Genomic DNA, 14229 nt, shown 5'->3' with positions numbered 1-14229 from the left:
TCAGCTGATACGGGCGATGAGCTCGCGCGCTTCCTGTTGCTGGTTTTCACTGCCCTCGGACATCACTTCGTCGAGGATGTCGCGGGCGCCTTCGGTGTCACCCATGTCGATGTAGGCACGGGCCAGATCGAGCTTGGTGGCGGTTTCGTCAGTGCCGGAGAGGAAGTCGAAATCATCGTCGCCATCCAGATCAACTGCCGGAGCGGCGGTGCTGGCAGGTGCACTGTCGGCCGGCGACTGGTCGAGGCTCTCGGCGAGCTGGTCGAGCTCGGCGGTCACTTCATCGAGCTTGGCGGCGAAGCTGTCGGAGAGCGGCGCTTCTTCGGCGGCGGGCTCGTCTTCCGGCATCGACAGGTCGAAATCGGACGGCAGTTCGAAGGCCGATGCAGGCTCTTCCTTGGCGACCGGCTCGGCACCAGGCTGGGAGCCGCCCAGGCTCAGGTCGTCGTCCAGGCTGAGAAGGAAATCATCTTCCTCGGCGATGGACGACTTGCTGTCGCCTTCCAGCTCCAGGCTGAAGTCGGCCAGGTCGTCGCCCAGATCCAGCGATTGCTCGCCCAGCGGCTTGTCGTCCAGCTCCAGGTCGAAGCCGAGTTCGTCGTCGTTGCGGGCAGCCGGGGCGCTCGGAGCGTCGAGGTTGAGGTCGGCATCCAGGTCGATCTCGTCCAGGCCGGCCAGGGCATCGTTGCCGGAGGCAGCTTGCAGGTCGCGGTCGAGGTCGGCTTCCAGTTCATCCAGGCTCAGGTCGAAGGCATCGTCCATGTCGTCCTGGGCGGCAGGCGCCTGGGCAGCCGGAGCAGCAGGCTCGTCCAGGGTCAGGTCGTCGAGGCTGAAGCTGTCGAGGTCGTCACTGGCGGAACCGGCGGCGAAGCCGAGGCCGGCAGCGGCGGCCAGCGCCATGGCCGGGTACTTGGCCTTGAGCTGGTCGACTTCGGCATAGGCACCACCGATTTCACGCAGCTCGCTTTCCTGGCGGGCGAAGCCGTCGCGGTCACCCAGTTCGGCGTAGACCTCCATCAGCTTCAGGCGCAGGTCGGCACGATGCGGCTCGTCGTTGATCGCGTTCTGCAGCAGCTCGGCAGCCTGGTTGAAGCGGCCGTAGGCGATGTAGATGTCGGCTTCGCTGATGGCATCGCCGGTCTGGGCGGTGACACGCTCCTCGGCCTGGGCCGGAGCAGCGGCGACCGCAGCAGGCTCGTTTTCGAGGCCGGCGAAGGCGTTGTCCTGGATGTCCAGGTCGTTGTCGAAGCCGGTGTCGTCATCCTGGGCGGCCAGGCTGTTCTGCAGCTCGGCCTCCTTCATGGCGTTGCGACGGGAGAGGATCATCAGTGCAACCAGCAGAAGCAGCAGCGCGCCGCCACCGGCGATGCCCAGCAGCATCGGGTTGCCCATCAGGTCGTCGACGAAGCCAGGCTGTTCGGCTTCAGGTTCCGGCTGCACGGGCGCCGGAGCGGGCTCGACCGGCTTGGCAGCTTCTGCCGGAGCAGCAGGTTTTTCAACGGCATCAGCCGGCTCACTGGCCGGCTGCTGGTTCTGGGACTGGGCGGCTGCATCAGGTGCAGCCGGCTCCTCGTTGTAGTTGTAGTCCGGTGCCTGCCCGGCCGGGGGAGTGGCCTGAGTTGCATCGGGTGCCGGAGTAGCCGGCACCGCTGCAGGTTGTTCGGCAGCCGGAGTGGCCGGGGTGGCGGAAGCGGCTGGCGCTGTCGGCGTGGCCGGTGCTGCCGGAGCGGCGGCCTCGGGTTTCTTCGCCAGGTCGCCCTGCAGCTTGGCCAGCTGATCATCCTTCAGCTGGATCAGGCGTTGCAGTTTATCCAGCTGGCTCTGCAGGTCGGTCATCCGGCCCTTGAGCTCGTCGTTCTCGCGACGGGTGGTGTCCAGGCTTTCCTGGGTCACCGCCAGTTTCTCGGCCAGCGCCTTGTTGTTGCCGTTGCCAGCACCCTTCTCGCTGCCGGCAGTGGACTTGCCACTCTCGGCGGATACCAGGCGCAGGTTATCCTTGCTTTCGGTCTTGGCCGGAGCGGCACCGGCGCTGGCGCGCTTGGTGGCGTCGAGCTGGCGCTGGCCGGCGGTACCGGCTACGGCGCTGCCGTCACGCCAGGCGGCGTTCTGCGCTGCGACCTGGGCAATGGCTTCGGATTGGGAACGGCTGGCGATCTGCGCATCGGTCGGCATGCGCAGCACCTGGCCGCTCTTCATGCGATTGATGTTGCCGCCGACGAAGGCATCCGGGTTCAGGTCCTGGATGGCCAGCATGGCCTGGTGCACGGAGCCGCTGGAGCGATTGCGCTGGGCAATTTCCCAAAGGGTGTCGCTACCGGTGGTCTTGTATTCTTCGCCACCCGCCTTGGCGGTGGAGGCAGCCGAGGCGACAGGCGCGGACGGACGCGGTGCTTGGGCAGCCGGGCTGGCGCTCGGACGCGGTGCAGCAGCCGGGCGCGGAGCCTGGGCCGGAGCGGCGATGGGCATGCTCGGCACGACGGCAGCGGTGGTTTCGGGGGAGTAGGTCGGCGGGTCCAGCAGCAGGGTGTATTCGCGCAGCAGGCGGCCGTTGGGCCACAGCACTTCCACCATGAAGTTCAGGTAGGGCTCGCGCACCGGCTTGTTGGAGGTCACGCGGATCACGCTCTTGCCGTTGGGCTTGAGCACCGGCGTGAACTTGAGGTCGGTCAGGAAGTACTGGCGATCGACGCCAGCCTTGCTGAACTCTTCGGCCGAAGCCAGGCTCGGAACGACTTCGTTGGAGGCCAGATCACGGACCTCGAGCAGCTCGATTTCAGCGACCAGCGGCTGGTTCAAGGCGGACTTCAGGGTCACTTCCCCGAGCCCCAAAGCGTGAGCCATGCCGGAGGTCAGCGCCGAAGCAGCCGCAATTGCCAGCACCAGTTTGCGAACCCGAATCATAGCGTAATCCCTTGTTTTATCTTTTTTTCTCGGCCGAACGAGAGAGTATTTTGATCGCTGCCACAACACGCCATAGCGGTTCCCCGTCAGCGACGAAAACTAAACCAGTATTGTCAAGCTAGAAAAGTTCTTCAAATTTTCAGGTAAGTATCTTTTACAGATAGTGTTTTATCAATAACTCGCCGGACTGTACGGCGTTGAGTGCAGCGCCTTTTCGCACATTATCAGACGCAATCCACAAATTGACTTGGCGCGGGTCTTCCAGCCCTTTTCGCACGCGGCCGACGTAGATCACATCCTGCCCCACAGCGTCACCTACCGCCGTCGGATAGTCGCCCTGCTCCACCAGTTCGATGCCCTCCGCCGCCTCCAGTTTTTCCAGCACGACGGCCAGGTCGACGTCCTCGCGCACCTGCAGCGAGACGCTCAGGCTGTCGCCGAAGAACACCGGTGCCAGCACGCAGGTGGCGGCCACATCCAGGGCCGGGGCAGCCAGCAGTGCTCTCAATTCGCGTGCCAATCTCTTCTCTAGCTGGGCGTGGCCCGCCTCATCCACCGCATCGGGCTGGGCGAGGATGTTGAAGGCGACCTGGCGATCGAAGAAGCGCGGCTCCAGCGGACGGGCGTTGAGCAGCTCGGCGGTTTGCCGGGCCAGTTCGGTGACCCCCTCGCGGCCACGGCTGGAAACGGCCAGGCAGGCGGTGACCGTGACCCGCTCGATGCCCAGGGAAACCAGCGGCGCCAGGGCACAGGCCAGGGCGACGGCAGAAGCGCTCGGGCTGCACAGCTTATAAGGAGGGGCCAGTTCGCCGAGCAGGCCGGCATTGGCTTCCGGCACCAGCGGCTGGGCGTCGTCCAGAACACCGGAAAGATCGATCACCGCGCAGCCCGCCTGGTTGGCGTGCACGACGAAGCTGCGGCTCACCGCCTCGCCGGCGGCGAAGAAGGCCAGGCGCACCTGGGAGAAATCGAATTCGGCGACATCACGCACGCGCAGGTTCTTGCCGCGGAACTGCACGGAGGCGCCGGCAGACTCGATGCTGGCCAGCAAATGCAGAGTTCCGACGGGGAATTCACGCTCGGCAAGGAGTTCGACGAGGGTTTCGCCAACGGTACCGGTGGCGCCGACAACGGCGATATCGAAGGACTGGCTCATGGACATTGCCTCTGGCGAAACGGGAGCGGCACTTTAACCGTCGCCCCGCACGCAGGCAATTGAGGGAAACCGGGCGCCGACGAGCCTCGTCGGCGCCCGCTGTCGATCAACGCTCCAGGAGGATGCGCAGCATGCGGCGCAGCGGTTCGGCCGCGCCCCACAGCAGTTGGTCGCCCACGGTGAAGGCGCCGAGGTACTGCGTGCCCATGTTGAGCTTGCGCAGGCGGCCGACCGGGACGCTGAGGGTGCCGGTGACGGCGGTCGGGGTCAGCTCGCGCATGCTGATCTCGCGTTGGTTCGGCACCAGCTTCACCCAGGGGTTGTGCTGGCTGATCATGCCTTCGATATCGGCGATGGGCACATCCTTGTTCAGCTTGATGGTCAGCGCCTGGCTGTGGCAGCGCATGGCGCCGATGCGCACGCAGATGCCGTCCACCGGGATCGGGCTCTTGAAGCGACCGAGGATCTTGTTGGTTTCGGCCTGGCCCTTCCACTCTTCACGGCTCTGGCCGTTGGGCAGTTCCTTGTCGATCCAGGGGATCAGGCTGCCCGCCAGGGGCACGCCGAAGTTCTCGGTGGGATACGCCTCGCCGCGCATGGCTTCGGCCACCTTGCGATCGATGTCGAGGATGGCGCTGGCCGGGTTGGCCAGGTCATCGGCGACCGCCGCGTGGGTCGCGCCCATCTGCTTGATCAGCTCGCGCATGTTCTGGGCACCGGCGCCGGAGGCTGCCTGGTAGGTCATGGCGCTCATCCACTCCACCAGGCCGGCTTCGAACAGCCCGCCCAGGGCCATCAGCATCAGGCTGACGGTGCAGTTGCCGCCGATGTAGTTCTTGGTGCCGGCGTCCAGTTGCTGGTCGATGACACGACGGTTGACCGGGTCGAGGACGATGACCGCGTCATCCTGCATGCGCAGGCTGGAAGCGGCGTCGATCCAGTAGCCCTGCCAGCCGGCTTCGCGCAGCTTGGGGAAGACTTCGCTGGTGTAGTCGCCACCCTGGCAGGTCAGGATCACGTCGAGGCTTTTCAGCTCATCGATGTTGTAGGCGTCCTTCAGCGGGGCAACGTCCTTGCCGATCGCCGGGCCTTGCCCGCCAACATTGGAGGTGGTGAAGAAAACCGGCTCGATCAGGTCGAAATCCCGCTCTTCAAGCATTCGCTGCATGAGCACGGAACCCACCATGCCACGCCAACCGATCAGACCTACACGCTTCATGACAACTACACCTTTCAGGAAAAAGTGGACCGCCGGTATTCCGGCGAGCCCGACAGATTACAGATTACGCAGGGCCTCGACCACTGCATCGCCCATGGCTTGGGTACCGACCTTGGTGGTACCGGCGGAGAAGATGTCGCCGGTGCGCAAGCCCTGGTCGAGGACGAGGCTCACGGCCTTCTCGATGGCATCCGCGGCGGCACTCTGGTTGAAGCTGTAGCGCAGCATCATCGAGACCGAGAGGATGGTCGCCAGGGGGTTGGCGATGCCTTGGCCGGCGATGTCCGGCGCGGAGCCGTGGCACGGCTCGTACATGCCCTTGTTGTTCGCATCCAGGGAAGCGGAAGGCAGCATGCCGATGGAGCCGGTGAGCATGGAAGCCTCATCCGACAGGATGTCGCCGAACATGTTGTCGGTGACCATCACGTCGAACTGCTTGGGCGCGCGCACCAGCTGCATGGCGGCGTTGTCGACGTACATGTGCGACAGCTCGACGTCCGGGTAGTCCTTGGCCACTTCCTCGGCCACCTCGCGCCACAGCTGGCTGGAGGCGAGCACGTTAGCCTTGTCCACCGAGCAGAGCTTCTTGCCGCGCACGCGGGCCATGTCGAAGCCGACGCGGACGATGCGGCGGATCTCGCTTTCGGCATAGGGCAGGGTGTCATAGGCCTGGCGCTCGCCGTTTTCCAGCACGCGCTGCTCGCGGGGCTGGCCGAAGTAGATGCCGCCGGTCAGCTCACGGACGATGAGGATGTCCAGGCCCGCGACCACTTCCGGCTTGAGGCTGGAGGCATCGGCCAGTTGCGGATACAGGATGGCCGGGCGCAGGTTGGCGAACAGGCCCAGTTGCGAGCGGATCTTCAGCAGGCCGCGCTCCGGGCGGATGTCGCGCTCGATCTTGTCCCACTTCGGGCCGCCCACGGCGCCCAGCAGTACGGCGTCGGCCTGGCGCGCACGCTCCAGGGTCTCATCGGCCAGGGGCACGCCGTGCTTGTCGATGGCAGCGCCGCCGATCACGTCGTGGGTCAGCTCGAAGCCGAGCTGGAACTTGTCATTGGCCAGCTCCAGCACCTTGACCGCCTCGGCCATGATTTCCGGGCCGATACCGTCGCCAGGGAGAACCAGAATCTGTTTGCTCATGAGTCTTTCCTTCGGAAAAAAGCTTCAAGCCCCAAGTCGCAGGCCCCAAGTACTTGTCGCTTGGAGCTTGCAGCCTGGCGCTCAGTTATTTAGTGGCCCACAGCACCAGTACGTCGGTACTGAAGGAGCCGTCTTCGGTGATTTCGAAATACTCGCGCACTTCCTCGCCCACCGCATTCTGCAGGGCGAGGATGGCGTCGCGGAACACATCCGGCGTGCGCATGCGGGTGATCCAGGAGGCGAACTCCAGGCGCAGCCGCTGACGCGCATGGCGATCGACGAACAGACCGGCCTCGCTCACCTGGCGCAGCCACTCGGCGACGGAATAGTCACGCACATGGCTGGTGTCGCGCAGCACTTCCACGGCCTGCAGGTGGGTGTCGAGCAGCGGGCTGCCCGGCGACGCCACGTCGATGAAGGCAGCGGTGCCGCCCGGCTTCAGCACCCGACGCACCTCGCGCAGGGCCAGGCCCAGGTCGCTCCAGTGGTGCGCCGAATAACGGCTGAAGACGAAATCGAAGCTGGCATCGGCGAAGGGCAGGCGCTCGGCCACCCCGCGCTCGGTGCGCAGGTTGCCCAGCCCGCGCTCGGCGGCAGCAGCGGTGACCACCTCCAGCATCTGCTCGGAGAGGTCGTAAGCCACCACTTCGCCGACCAGCGGCGCGACATGGAAGCTGACATGCCCGGCGCCACAGCCGAGGTCGAGCACCCTGGCGTCGCCCCGGCCATCGACCGCCGCCTGCAGCAGCGCGAATTCGGTGCCCTGGGCGTGCACGGCACTGCTCAGGTAGGCACTGGCCTGTTCGCCGAACTGGCGCTGCACCACCTGGGCATGGGCCTTGTCGCTCATCTCGCTCCCCTGCCTCAGGCGTCGCGGAACAGCCAGGGCTGCGCCTGGCGATGGCCACCCTCGAAGGCGCGGATGGCGTCCGCGTCCTGCAGGGTCAGGCCGATGTCGTCGAGGCCGTTGAGCAGGCAGTGCTTGCGGAACGCGTCCACTTCGAAGCTGTACTGCTTGCCGTCCGGGCGGGTCACGGTCTGTGCGGCGAGGTCGACGGTGAGCTGGTAGCCCTCCTCCGCTTCGCACTGCTTGAACAGCTCGTCCACCTCTTCATCCTTGAGGATGATCGGCAGCAGGCCGTTCTTGAAGCTGTTGTTGAAGAAGATGTCGGCGTAGCTCGGCGCGATGATGGCGCGGAAGCCGTACTCCTCCAGGGCCCAGGGTGCGTGCTCGCGGGAGGAGCCACAGCCGAAGTTCTCACGGGCCAGCAGCACGCTGGCGCCCTGGAAGCGCGGGAAGTTGAGGACGAAGTCCGGGTTCACCGGGCGCTTGGAGTTGTCCTGGTTGGGCTGACCGACATCGAGGTAGCGCCACTCGTCGAACAGGTTGGGGCCGAAGCCGGTGCGCTTGATCGACTTGAGGAATTGCTTGGGGATGATCTGGTCGGTGTCGACGTTGGCACGATCGAGCGGAGCGACGAGACCGGTGTGTTGGGTAAAGGCTTTCATCTCGCTCTCCTTACTTGAGCATCTCGCGAACATCGACGAAGCGGCCGTTGACGGCGGCTGCGGCGGCCATGGCCGGGCTGACCAGGTGGGTACGACCACCGGCGCCCTGGCGGCCTTCGAAGTTGCGGTTGGAGGTGGAGGCGCAATGCTCGCCGCTTTCGAGGCGGTCCGGGTTCATCGCCAGGCACATGGAGCAGCCCGGTTCACGCCATTCGAAGCCGGCCTCGATGAAGATCTTGTCCAGCCCTTCCTGCTCGGCCTGCTGCTTCACCAGGCCGGAGCCCGGTACCACCATCGCCTGCTTGACGGTGGTGGCGACCTTGCGGCCCTTGGCCACTTCGGCAGCGGCGCGCAGGTCTTCGATGCGCGAGTTGGTGCAGGAACCGATGAACACGCGGTCCAGCTGGATATCGGTGATCGCCTGGTTGGCGGCCAGGCCCATGTACTTCAGGGCACGGGTGATGGAATCACGCTTGACCGGGTCGGCCTCGACGGCCGGGTCCGGCACGCGCTGGTCGACCGGCAGCACCATCTCCGGCGAGGTGCCCCAGCTGACCTGGGGAATGATGTCTTCGGCGCGCATCTCGATCACGGTGTCGAAGTGCGCATCGGCGTCGGAAACCAGGTCGCTCCAGGCCGACACGGCCTTTTCCCAGTCGGCGCCCTTGGGCGCGAAGGGGCGGCCTTCGACATAGGCGATGGTCTTCTCGTCCACCGCCACCATGCCCACGCGGGCACCGGCTTCGATGGACATGTTGCAGATGGTCATGCGGCCTTCCATGGACAGGTCACGGATGGCGCTGCCGGCGAACTCCAGGGCGTGGCCGTTGCCGCCGGCGGTGCCGATCTTGCCGATCACCGCGAGCACGATGTCCTTGGCGGTCACACCGAAGGGCAGCGTGCCCTCCACGCGCACCTGCATGTTCTTCATCTTCTTGGCGATCAGGCACTGGGTGGCCAGCACGTGCTCCACCTCGGAGGTGCCGATGCCGTGGGCCAGCGCACCGAAGGCGCCGTGGGTGGAGGTGTGCGAGTCACCGCAGACCACGGTCATGCCCGGCAAGGTGGCGCCCTGCTCCGGGCCGACCACGTGGACGATGCCCTGCCGTACGTCGTTCATCTTGAACTCGAGGATGCCGAAGTCGTCGCAATTCTCGTCGAGGGTCTGCACCTGGATGCGCGACACCTCATCGGCGATGGCTTCGAGGCCGCCCTGGCGCTCGGCGCGGGTGGTCGGCACGTTGTGGTCCGGGGTCGCGATGTTGGCGTCGATGCGCCACGGCTTGCGGCTGGCCAGACGCAGGCCTTCGAACGCCTGGGGCGAGGTCACTTCGTGGAGGATGTGACGGTCGATGTAAATCAGCGACGAACCATCGTCGCGGCGCTTCACCTCGTGCAATTCCCAGAGCTTGTCGTACAGCGTCTTGCCGGCCATCGGTGGGTCCTCATCAGCGTGTTTCTATGCCAGGGCTCTCATGGATAAAAAGGCCCCTTGGCTTGTGGGGATGATCCTAGGGATTTGACATGAATAACTCAAATTCATATTTTTCATCCAATGGATTCCCCTCAGGAATACCCTTAGCCACGCCCCCTGCCTGGAGCTCAAGCGCCAATGGACCTCGCCAGCCTCAATGCCTTCATCGCCATCGCCGAAACCGGCAGCTTCTCCGAGGCCGGCGAACGCCTGCACCTGACCCAGCCGGCGGTGAGCAAGCGCATCGCTTCCCTGGAGCAGCAGTTGAACGTGCGCCTGTTCGACCGCCTCGGCCGCGAAGTGGGCCTGACCGAAGCCGGCCGCGCCCTGCTGCCGCGTGCCTACCAGATCCTCAATGTGCTGGACGACACCCGTCGCGCCCTGAGCAACCTCTCCGGTGACATCAGCGGCCGCCTGACCCTGGCCACCAGCCACCACATCGGCCTGCATCGCCTGCCGCCGCTGCTGCGGGCCTTCACCCGTGCCTACCCGCAGGTGGCGCTGGACATCCAGTTCCTCGATTCCGAAGTCGCCTATGAAGAGATCCTCCATGGCCGCGCCGAGCTGGCGGTGATCACCCTGGCCCCGGAAACCGCCCTGCCCGTGCAGGCGGTGCCGGTTTGGGACGACGCCCTGGACTTCGTCGCCGCCCCCGAACATCCGCTGGCCCGCGACAAGACCATCTTCCTCGCCGACGTGGCCAAGCACCCGGCGGTGTTCCCCGGCGGCAACACCTTCACCCACCACATCGTGCGGCGCCTGTTCGAGGCCGAAGGTCTGACGCCGAACATCGGCATGAGCACCAACTACATGGAGACCATCAAGATGATGGTCTCCATCGGCCTGGCCTGGAGCGTGCTGCCGCGCACCATGCTCGACGAGCAGGTGGTGCGCCTGCCGCTGCAGGACATCCAGCTGAGCCGCAAGCTCGGCTACATCCTGCACACCGACCGCACCCTGTCGAACGCAGCCAAGGCCTTCATGGCCCTGCTCGACGCCCAGCGCGACAATCTTGCGTAGCCCCCGAACCAGGGGCTAACGTGAGCCGCATAACGATAAGAAAAGGCCCGTGCATGCCCCAGCCACCCCGCCCACTCTCCGCCCGCACCGCGCCACACTGCAGCCTCCGGACCGGAAAGGGCCGCCATGACCAAGCCATCTGATCGCCCGCCACTGCCCTTCATCCCCGCCCTCGACCCCGGCGAGTTCGAGCAGAGCTGGCAGGACACGCAACGCCTGCTCGCCGCGCTCAATGGCGCGCGCCTGGGCGCCTGGGACTGGGACATCGCCAGCGGCCGGGTCAACTGGTCCCGCGGCGCCCAGGCGCTGTTCGGCCTGGACCCCAAGCGCCCGCTGCGCACCCAGGTCGACTACATCGAACTGATTCCCGAGGAAGACCGCGCCGGCGTGCTCGAACTCTTCGCCCGGGTGCTGTCCGGCGCCCACCCGGACCGCGCCTTCCGCCACCGCATCCGCTGGCCCGACGGCAGCCTGCATTGGCTGGAGATCAGCGGCAGCCCGCAGGAAGACCCCGACGGGCGCAAGCGCATCATCGGGGTGATCCGCGACGTCACCGAGCAGCAGGAGCGGGCCGAGGCGCTGGAGAACTCCCAGCGACGCTTCTCCAGCCTGTTCCACTTGAGCCCCGATGTGATCCTGCTGGTGCGCATGGACGGCGGCATCATCACCGAGGCCAACCAGCACTTCGAAAGCGTGTTCGGCTGGCCGGCCGCCGAGGTGGTCGGCCGCAGCACCCAGGAACTGGGCATCTGGGTCCACCCGCAGCAGCGTGAACTGCTCTACCGCAACAGCCACGGCTCGGAAGACCCCATCGTCCAGGAGGTGCAACTGCGCACCCGCGACGAGCGGGTGCTCGACGGGGTGCTGTCCAGCCAGTTCGTCGACCTGGACGGCGAATCCTTCCTCATCAGCACCTTCCTCGACACCACCGAGCGCAAGCGCGCCGAAGCCGCCCTGCGCACCAGCGAGGAGAAGTTCTCCAAGGCCTTCCGCAGCACCCCCGATGCCGTGGTCATCACCGACCGCGAGACCGGTTGCTTCATCGAGGCCAACCCCGGCTTCCAGCGCCAGTTCGGCTGGGATGCCAGCGAAACCATCGGCCGCAGCTCGCTGGAACTGGGTATCTGGGTCAATGTCGAGCAGCGCCGCGAGATGCTCGACGCCTTCGGCAACAGCGGCATCCTCGCCGGCCTGGAAGTGCAACTGCGCGGCCGCGACGGTACCGTCAGCACCAACCTGCTGTATGGCGACCAGATCCAGCTCAATGGCCGTACCTGCCTGGTACTGACGGTGCGCGACATCACCGAGATGCGCGCCCAGGAGCGCGCCTTGAAGGACAGCCAGGAGCGCCTGGCCCTGGCTCTGGAATCCGCCGACCTGGGCACCTGGGACTGGCACATCCCCAGCAGCAGCCTCTATGGCTCGGCCCGGGCCTCGGCGCTGCACGGGCTGGCCACCGAGCCGTACGAAGGCGACTTCAAGAACTTCTTCAGCTTCGTGCCCCTGGAAGACCAGATGGCCATGCGCCAGGCCTACCAGGACCTGCTCACCGGGGTAACCAAGGACTACCAGTTCACCTACCGCTCACGCTTCGCCAATGGCGAGATCCATTTCCTGGAAAGCACCGCCAAGCTCTACCGTGACGAAGCGGGCGAGCCGCTGCGCATGGCCGGCATCCTCATCGACATCACTGAACGGGTGCGCCGCGAGCAGCGCCTGGCGGCGTCGGAGGAGAAGTTCGTCACCCTGTTCCAGGCCAGCCCCGACCCCATCTGCGTGACCCGCGTGCGCGACGGCGCCTTCATCGAGATCAACCCCAGCTTCACCGAGGTGTTCGGCTGGCGCCCCGATGAGATCGTCGGCCGCTGTGCACCGGAGATCGCCTTCTGGGCCGACCTGGAGCAGCGCGACCAGCTTTCGCGCACGCTGATGCGCGACAAGGGCCTGGACAACGTCGAGGCCCAGTACCTGACCCAGGACGGACGGATGCTGACCTGCGTAGTGTCCAGCCGCTTCATCCGCGTCGACCGCCAGCTGTGCATCACCACCACCTTCCGCGACATCACCGAGCGCCAGCAGTCCGAAGCGGCGCTCAAGGCCAGCCAGGAGAAGTTCGCCAAGGCGTTCCACTCCAGCCCCGACGCCATCACCATCACCGAGCGCGACACGGGCCGCTACATCGAGGTCAACGAAGGCTTCTGCCGCCTCACCGGTTACAGCGCCGAGGAGGTGATCGGGCGCACCGCCGACGACCTGCACATCTGGGCCCGGCCCGATGAGCGCGAGCACCTGATCGAGGTCATGCGCCGCGATGGGCGCGCGCACCACCTGGAGATGTCCGGCCAGCACCGCGACGGCACGCGCAAGGTGGTGGAGGTCTCGGTGGAGCAGATCGACCTCGACGGCAAGGCCTGCCTGCTGCTGACGGCCCGCGACATCAGCGCGCTGAAGGACGCTCAGGCGCAGATCCAGCACCTGGCGTACCACGACTCGCTGACCAACCTGCCCAACCGCGCCCTGCTGATGGACCGCCTGACCCAGCAGATCGCCCTGCTGCGCCGCCACAAGCTGCGCGGTGCCCTGCTGTTCCTCGACCTCGACCACTTCAAGCACATCAACGACTCCCTCGGCCATCCGGTGGGCGACTCGGTGCTGAAGATGGTCACCGCACGCCTGGAAGCCAGCGTGCGCCTGGAAGATACGGTCGCGCGCCTGGGCGGCGACGAGTTCGTGGTGCTGCTCACCGGCCTGGAGGGCAAGCGCTCCGAGGTGACGCGCCAGGTGCGGCAGATCGCCGACAAGCTGCGCAAGCTGCTGGCCGAGCCCATGTTGCTGGACGGCCACCACCTGCAGGTCACGCCGAGCATGGGCGTGGCGCTGATTCCCGATCACGGCGAGACGCCCGCCGACCTGCTCAAGCGCGCCGATATCGCCCTGTACCGAGCCAAGGATTCGGGGCGCAACGCCATCCAGATGTTCCGAGCCACCATGCAGGAGGCGGCCAGCGAGCGCCTGCGCCTGGAAAACGACCTGCGCCTGGCCCTGGTTCGCGGCGAGTTCGAGCTGTACTTCCAGCCCCAGGTGGACGCCCGCAGCAACCGGGTGATAGGCGCCGAAGCGCTGCTGCGCTGGATGCACCCGACCCTGGGGCCGCAGTCGCCGGCGCAGTTCATCCAGGTGCTGGAGGAAAGCGGGATGATCCTCGAGGTGGGCAGCTGGGTGCTGGCCGAGGCCTGCCGGGCCTGCGAGCGACTGCTCGTCGATCGGCTGGCCAGTTCCGACGACTTCAGCCTGTGCGTGAACATCAGCCCCCGGCAGTTCCGCCAGAACGATTTCGTCGAACGCATCGAGAAGAGCCTGGTCGATACCCGCTTGCCACACGGCATCCTCAAGCTGGAGATCACCGAAGGCATCGTCATCCAGAACCTCGACGACACCATCGGCAAGATGCGCCGCCTGAAGAAGCTCGGCGTGAGTTTCGCCATGGACGACTTCGGCACCGGCTACTCCTCCCTGACCTACCTCAAGCGCCTGCCGGTGGATGTGCTGAAGATCGACCAGTCATTCGTCCGCGATGCCACCAACGACCCCAACGATGCCGAAATCATCCGCGCCATCGTCGCCATGGCCCGCAGCCTGGGCCTGGGCATGGTGGCCGAAGGGGTGGAGCAGAAGGAGCAGCTGGACTTCCTCGAACAGCAGGGCTGCCACCTGTACCAGGGCTACCTGTTCAGCCGGCCGGTGCCGCTGGAGGAGTTCCGCGCGCTGCTGGCCAGGAACAACCAGCAGGCCCTCCCCCCGGCCCCATGA

At 66.0% G+C, this 14229-nt stretch carries 9 protein-coding genes; 2 read left to right on the top strand and 7 right to left on the bottom strand.

Annotated features, from left to right (window positions below; translation table 11 throughout):
* From RTW82_RS11640 to leuC, 7 genes are all read right to left on the bottom strand, one after another.
* On the bottom strand, positions 1-2901 hold the full coding sequence (locus RTW82_RS11640; RefSeq protein WP_316925164.1) for a FimV/HubP family polar landmark protein: 2901 nt from the start codon (positions 2899-2901) through the stop codon (positions 1-3).
* A gap of 154 nt (positions 2902-3055) precedes the next feature.
* A complete protein-coding gene (locus RTW82_RS11635) occupies positions 3056-4057 on the bottom strand; it encodes an aspartate-semialdehyde dehydrogenase (protein ID WP_316925163.1) in 1002 nt (333 codons plus the stop codon).
* Between the two features lie 106 nt (positions 4058-4163).
* Positions 4164-5276, bottom strand: coding sequence for an aspartate-semialdehyde dehydrogenase (gene asd, locus RTW82_RS11630; protein WP_021218578.1), 1113 nt, complete (start codon positions 5274-5276; stop codon positions 4164-4166).
* Between the two features lie 57 nt (positions 5277-5333).
* Positions 5334-6416: a 3-isopropylmalate dehydrogenase gene (gene leuB, locus RTW82_RS11625; RefSeq protein ID WP_043243364.1), complete on the bottom strand. Its 1083-nt coding sequence runs from the start codon at positions 6414-6416 to the stop codon at positions 5334-5336.
* Between the two features lie 85 nt (positions 6417-6501).
* A complete protein-coding gene (locus RTW82_RS11620; RefSeq protein ID WP_316925162.1) occupies positions 6502-7266 on the bottom strand; it encodes a class I SAM-dependent methyltransferase in 765 nt (254 codons plus the stop codon).
* Positions 7267-7280: 14 nt separating this feature from the next.
* Positions 7281-7925 (bottom strand): 3-isopropylmalate dehydratase small subunit, encoded by a 645-nt coding sequence (leuD, locus tag RTW82_RS11615; protein WP_021218581.1) that lies wholly within the window; start codon positions 7923-7925, stop codon positions 7281-7283.
* A gap of 10 nt (positions 7926-7935) precedes the next feature.
* On the bottom strand, positions 7936-9360 hold the full coding sequence (gene leuC, locus RTW82_RS11610) for a 3-isopropylmalate dehydratase large subunit (protein ID WP_316925161.1): 1425 nt from the start codon (positions 9358-9360) through the stop codon (positions 7936-7938).
* Positions 9361-9537: 177 nt separating this feature from the next.
* On the opposite strand from leuC, the gene RTW82_RS11605 reads away from it, so the two are divergent.
* Together RTW82_RS11605 and RTW82_RS11600 are read left to right on the top strand one after the other, a co-directional pair.
* Entirely contained in the window at positions 9538-10419 is an 882-nt protein-coding gene (locus tag RTW82_RS11605) for a LysR family transcriptional regulator (protein WP_021218583.1), read from the top strand.
* A 126-nt stretch (positions 10420-10545) separates the two neighbouring features.
* Positions 10546-14229 (top strand): PAS domain S-box protein, encoded by a 3684-nt coding sequence (locus RTW82_RS11600; protein ID WP_316925160.1) that lies wholly within the window; start codon positions 10546-10548, stop codon positions 14227-14229.

The organism is Pseudomonas sp. zfem005 (assembly GCF_032621735.1).
GTDB classification, from domain to species: domain Bacteria; phylum Pseudomonadota; class Gammaproteobacteria; order Pseudomonadales; family Pseudomonadaceae; genus Metapseudomonas; species Metapseudomonas solani.
This window is presented reverse-complemented; position numbering and strand designations above follow the sequence as displayed.

What these genes read in the sequence shown, in the direction of transcription:
- RTW82_RS11640 (WP_316925164.1), bottom strand. Translation starts at nt 2,901, where the DNA reads ATGATTCGGGTTCGCAAACTGGTGCTGGCAATTGCGGCTGCTTCGGCG.
- RTW82_RS11635 (WP_316925163.1), bottom strand. Translation starts at nt 4,057, where the DNA reads ATGAGCCAGTCCTTCGATATCGCCGTTGTCGGCGCCACCGGTACCGTT.
- asd (WP_021218578.1), bottom strand. Translation starts at nt 5,276, where the DNA reads ATGAAGCGTGTAGGTCTGATCGGTTGGCGTGGCATGGTGGGTTCCGTG.
- leuB (WP_043243364.1), bottom strand. Translation starts at nt 6,416, where the DNA reads ATGAGCAAACAGATTCTGGTTCTCCCTGGCGACGGTATCGGCCCGGAA.
- RTW82_RS11620 (WP_316925162.1), bottom strand. Translation starts at nt 7,266, where the DNA reads ATGAGCGACAAGGCCCATGCCCAGGTGGTGCAGCGCCAGTTCGGCGAA.
- leuD (WP_021218581.1), bottom strand. Translation starts at nt 7,925, where the DNA reads ATGAAAGCCTTTACCCAACACACCGGTCTCGTCGCTCCGCTCGATCGT.
- leuC (WP_316925161.1), bottom strand. Translation starts at nt 9,360, where the DNA reads ATGGCCGGCAAGACGCTGTACGACAAGCTCTGGGAATTGCACGAGGTG.
- RTW82_RS11605 (WP_021218583.1), top strand. Translation starts at nt 9,538, where the DNA reads ATGGACCTCGCCAGCCTCAATGCCTTCATCGCCATCGCCGAAACCGGC.
- RTW82_RS11600 (WP_316925160.1), top strand. Translation starts at nt 10,546, where the DNA reads ATGACCAAGCCATCTGATCGCCCGCCACTGCCCTTCATCCCCGCCCTC.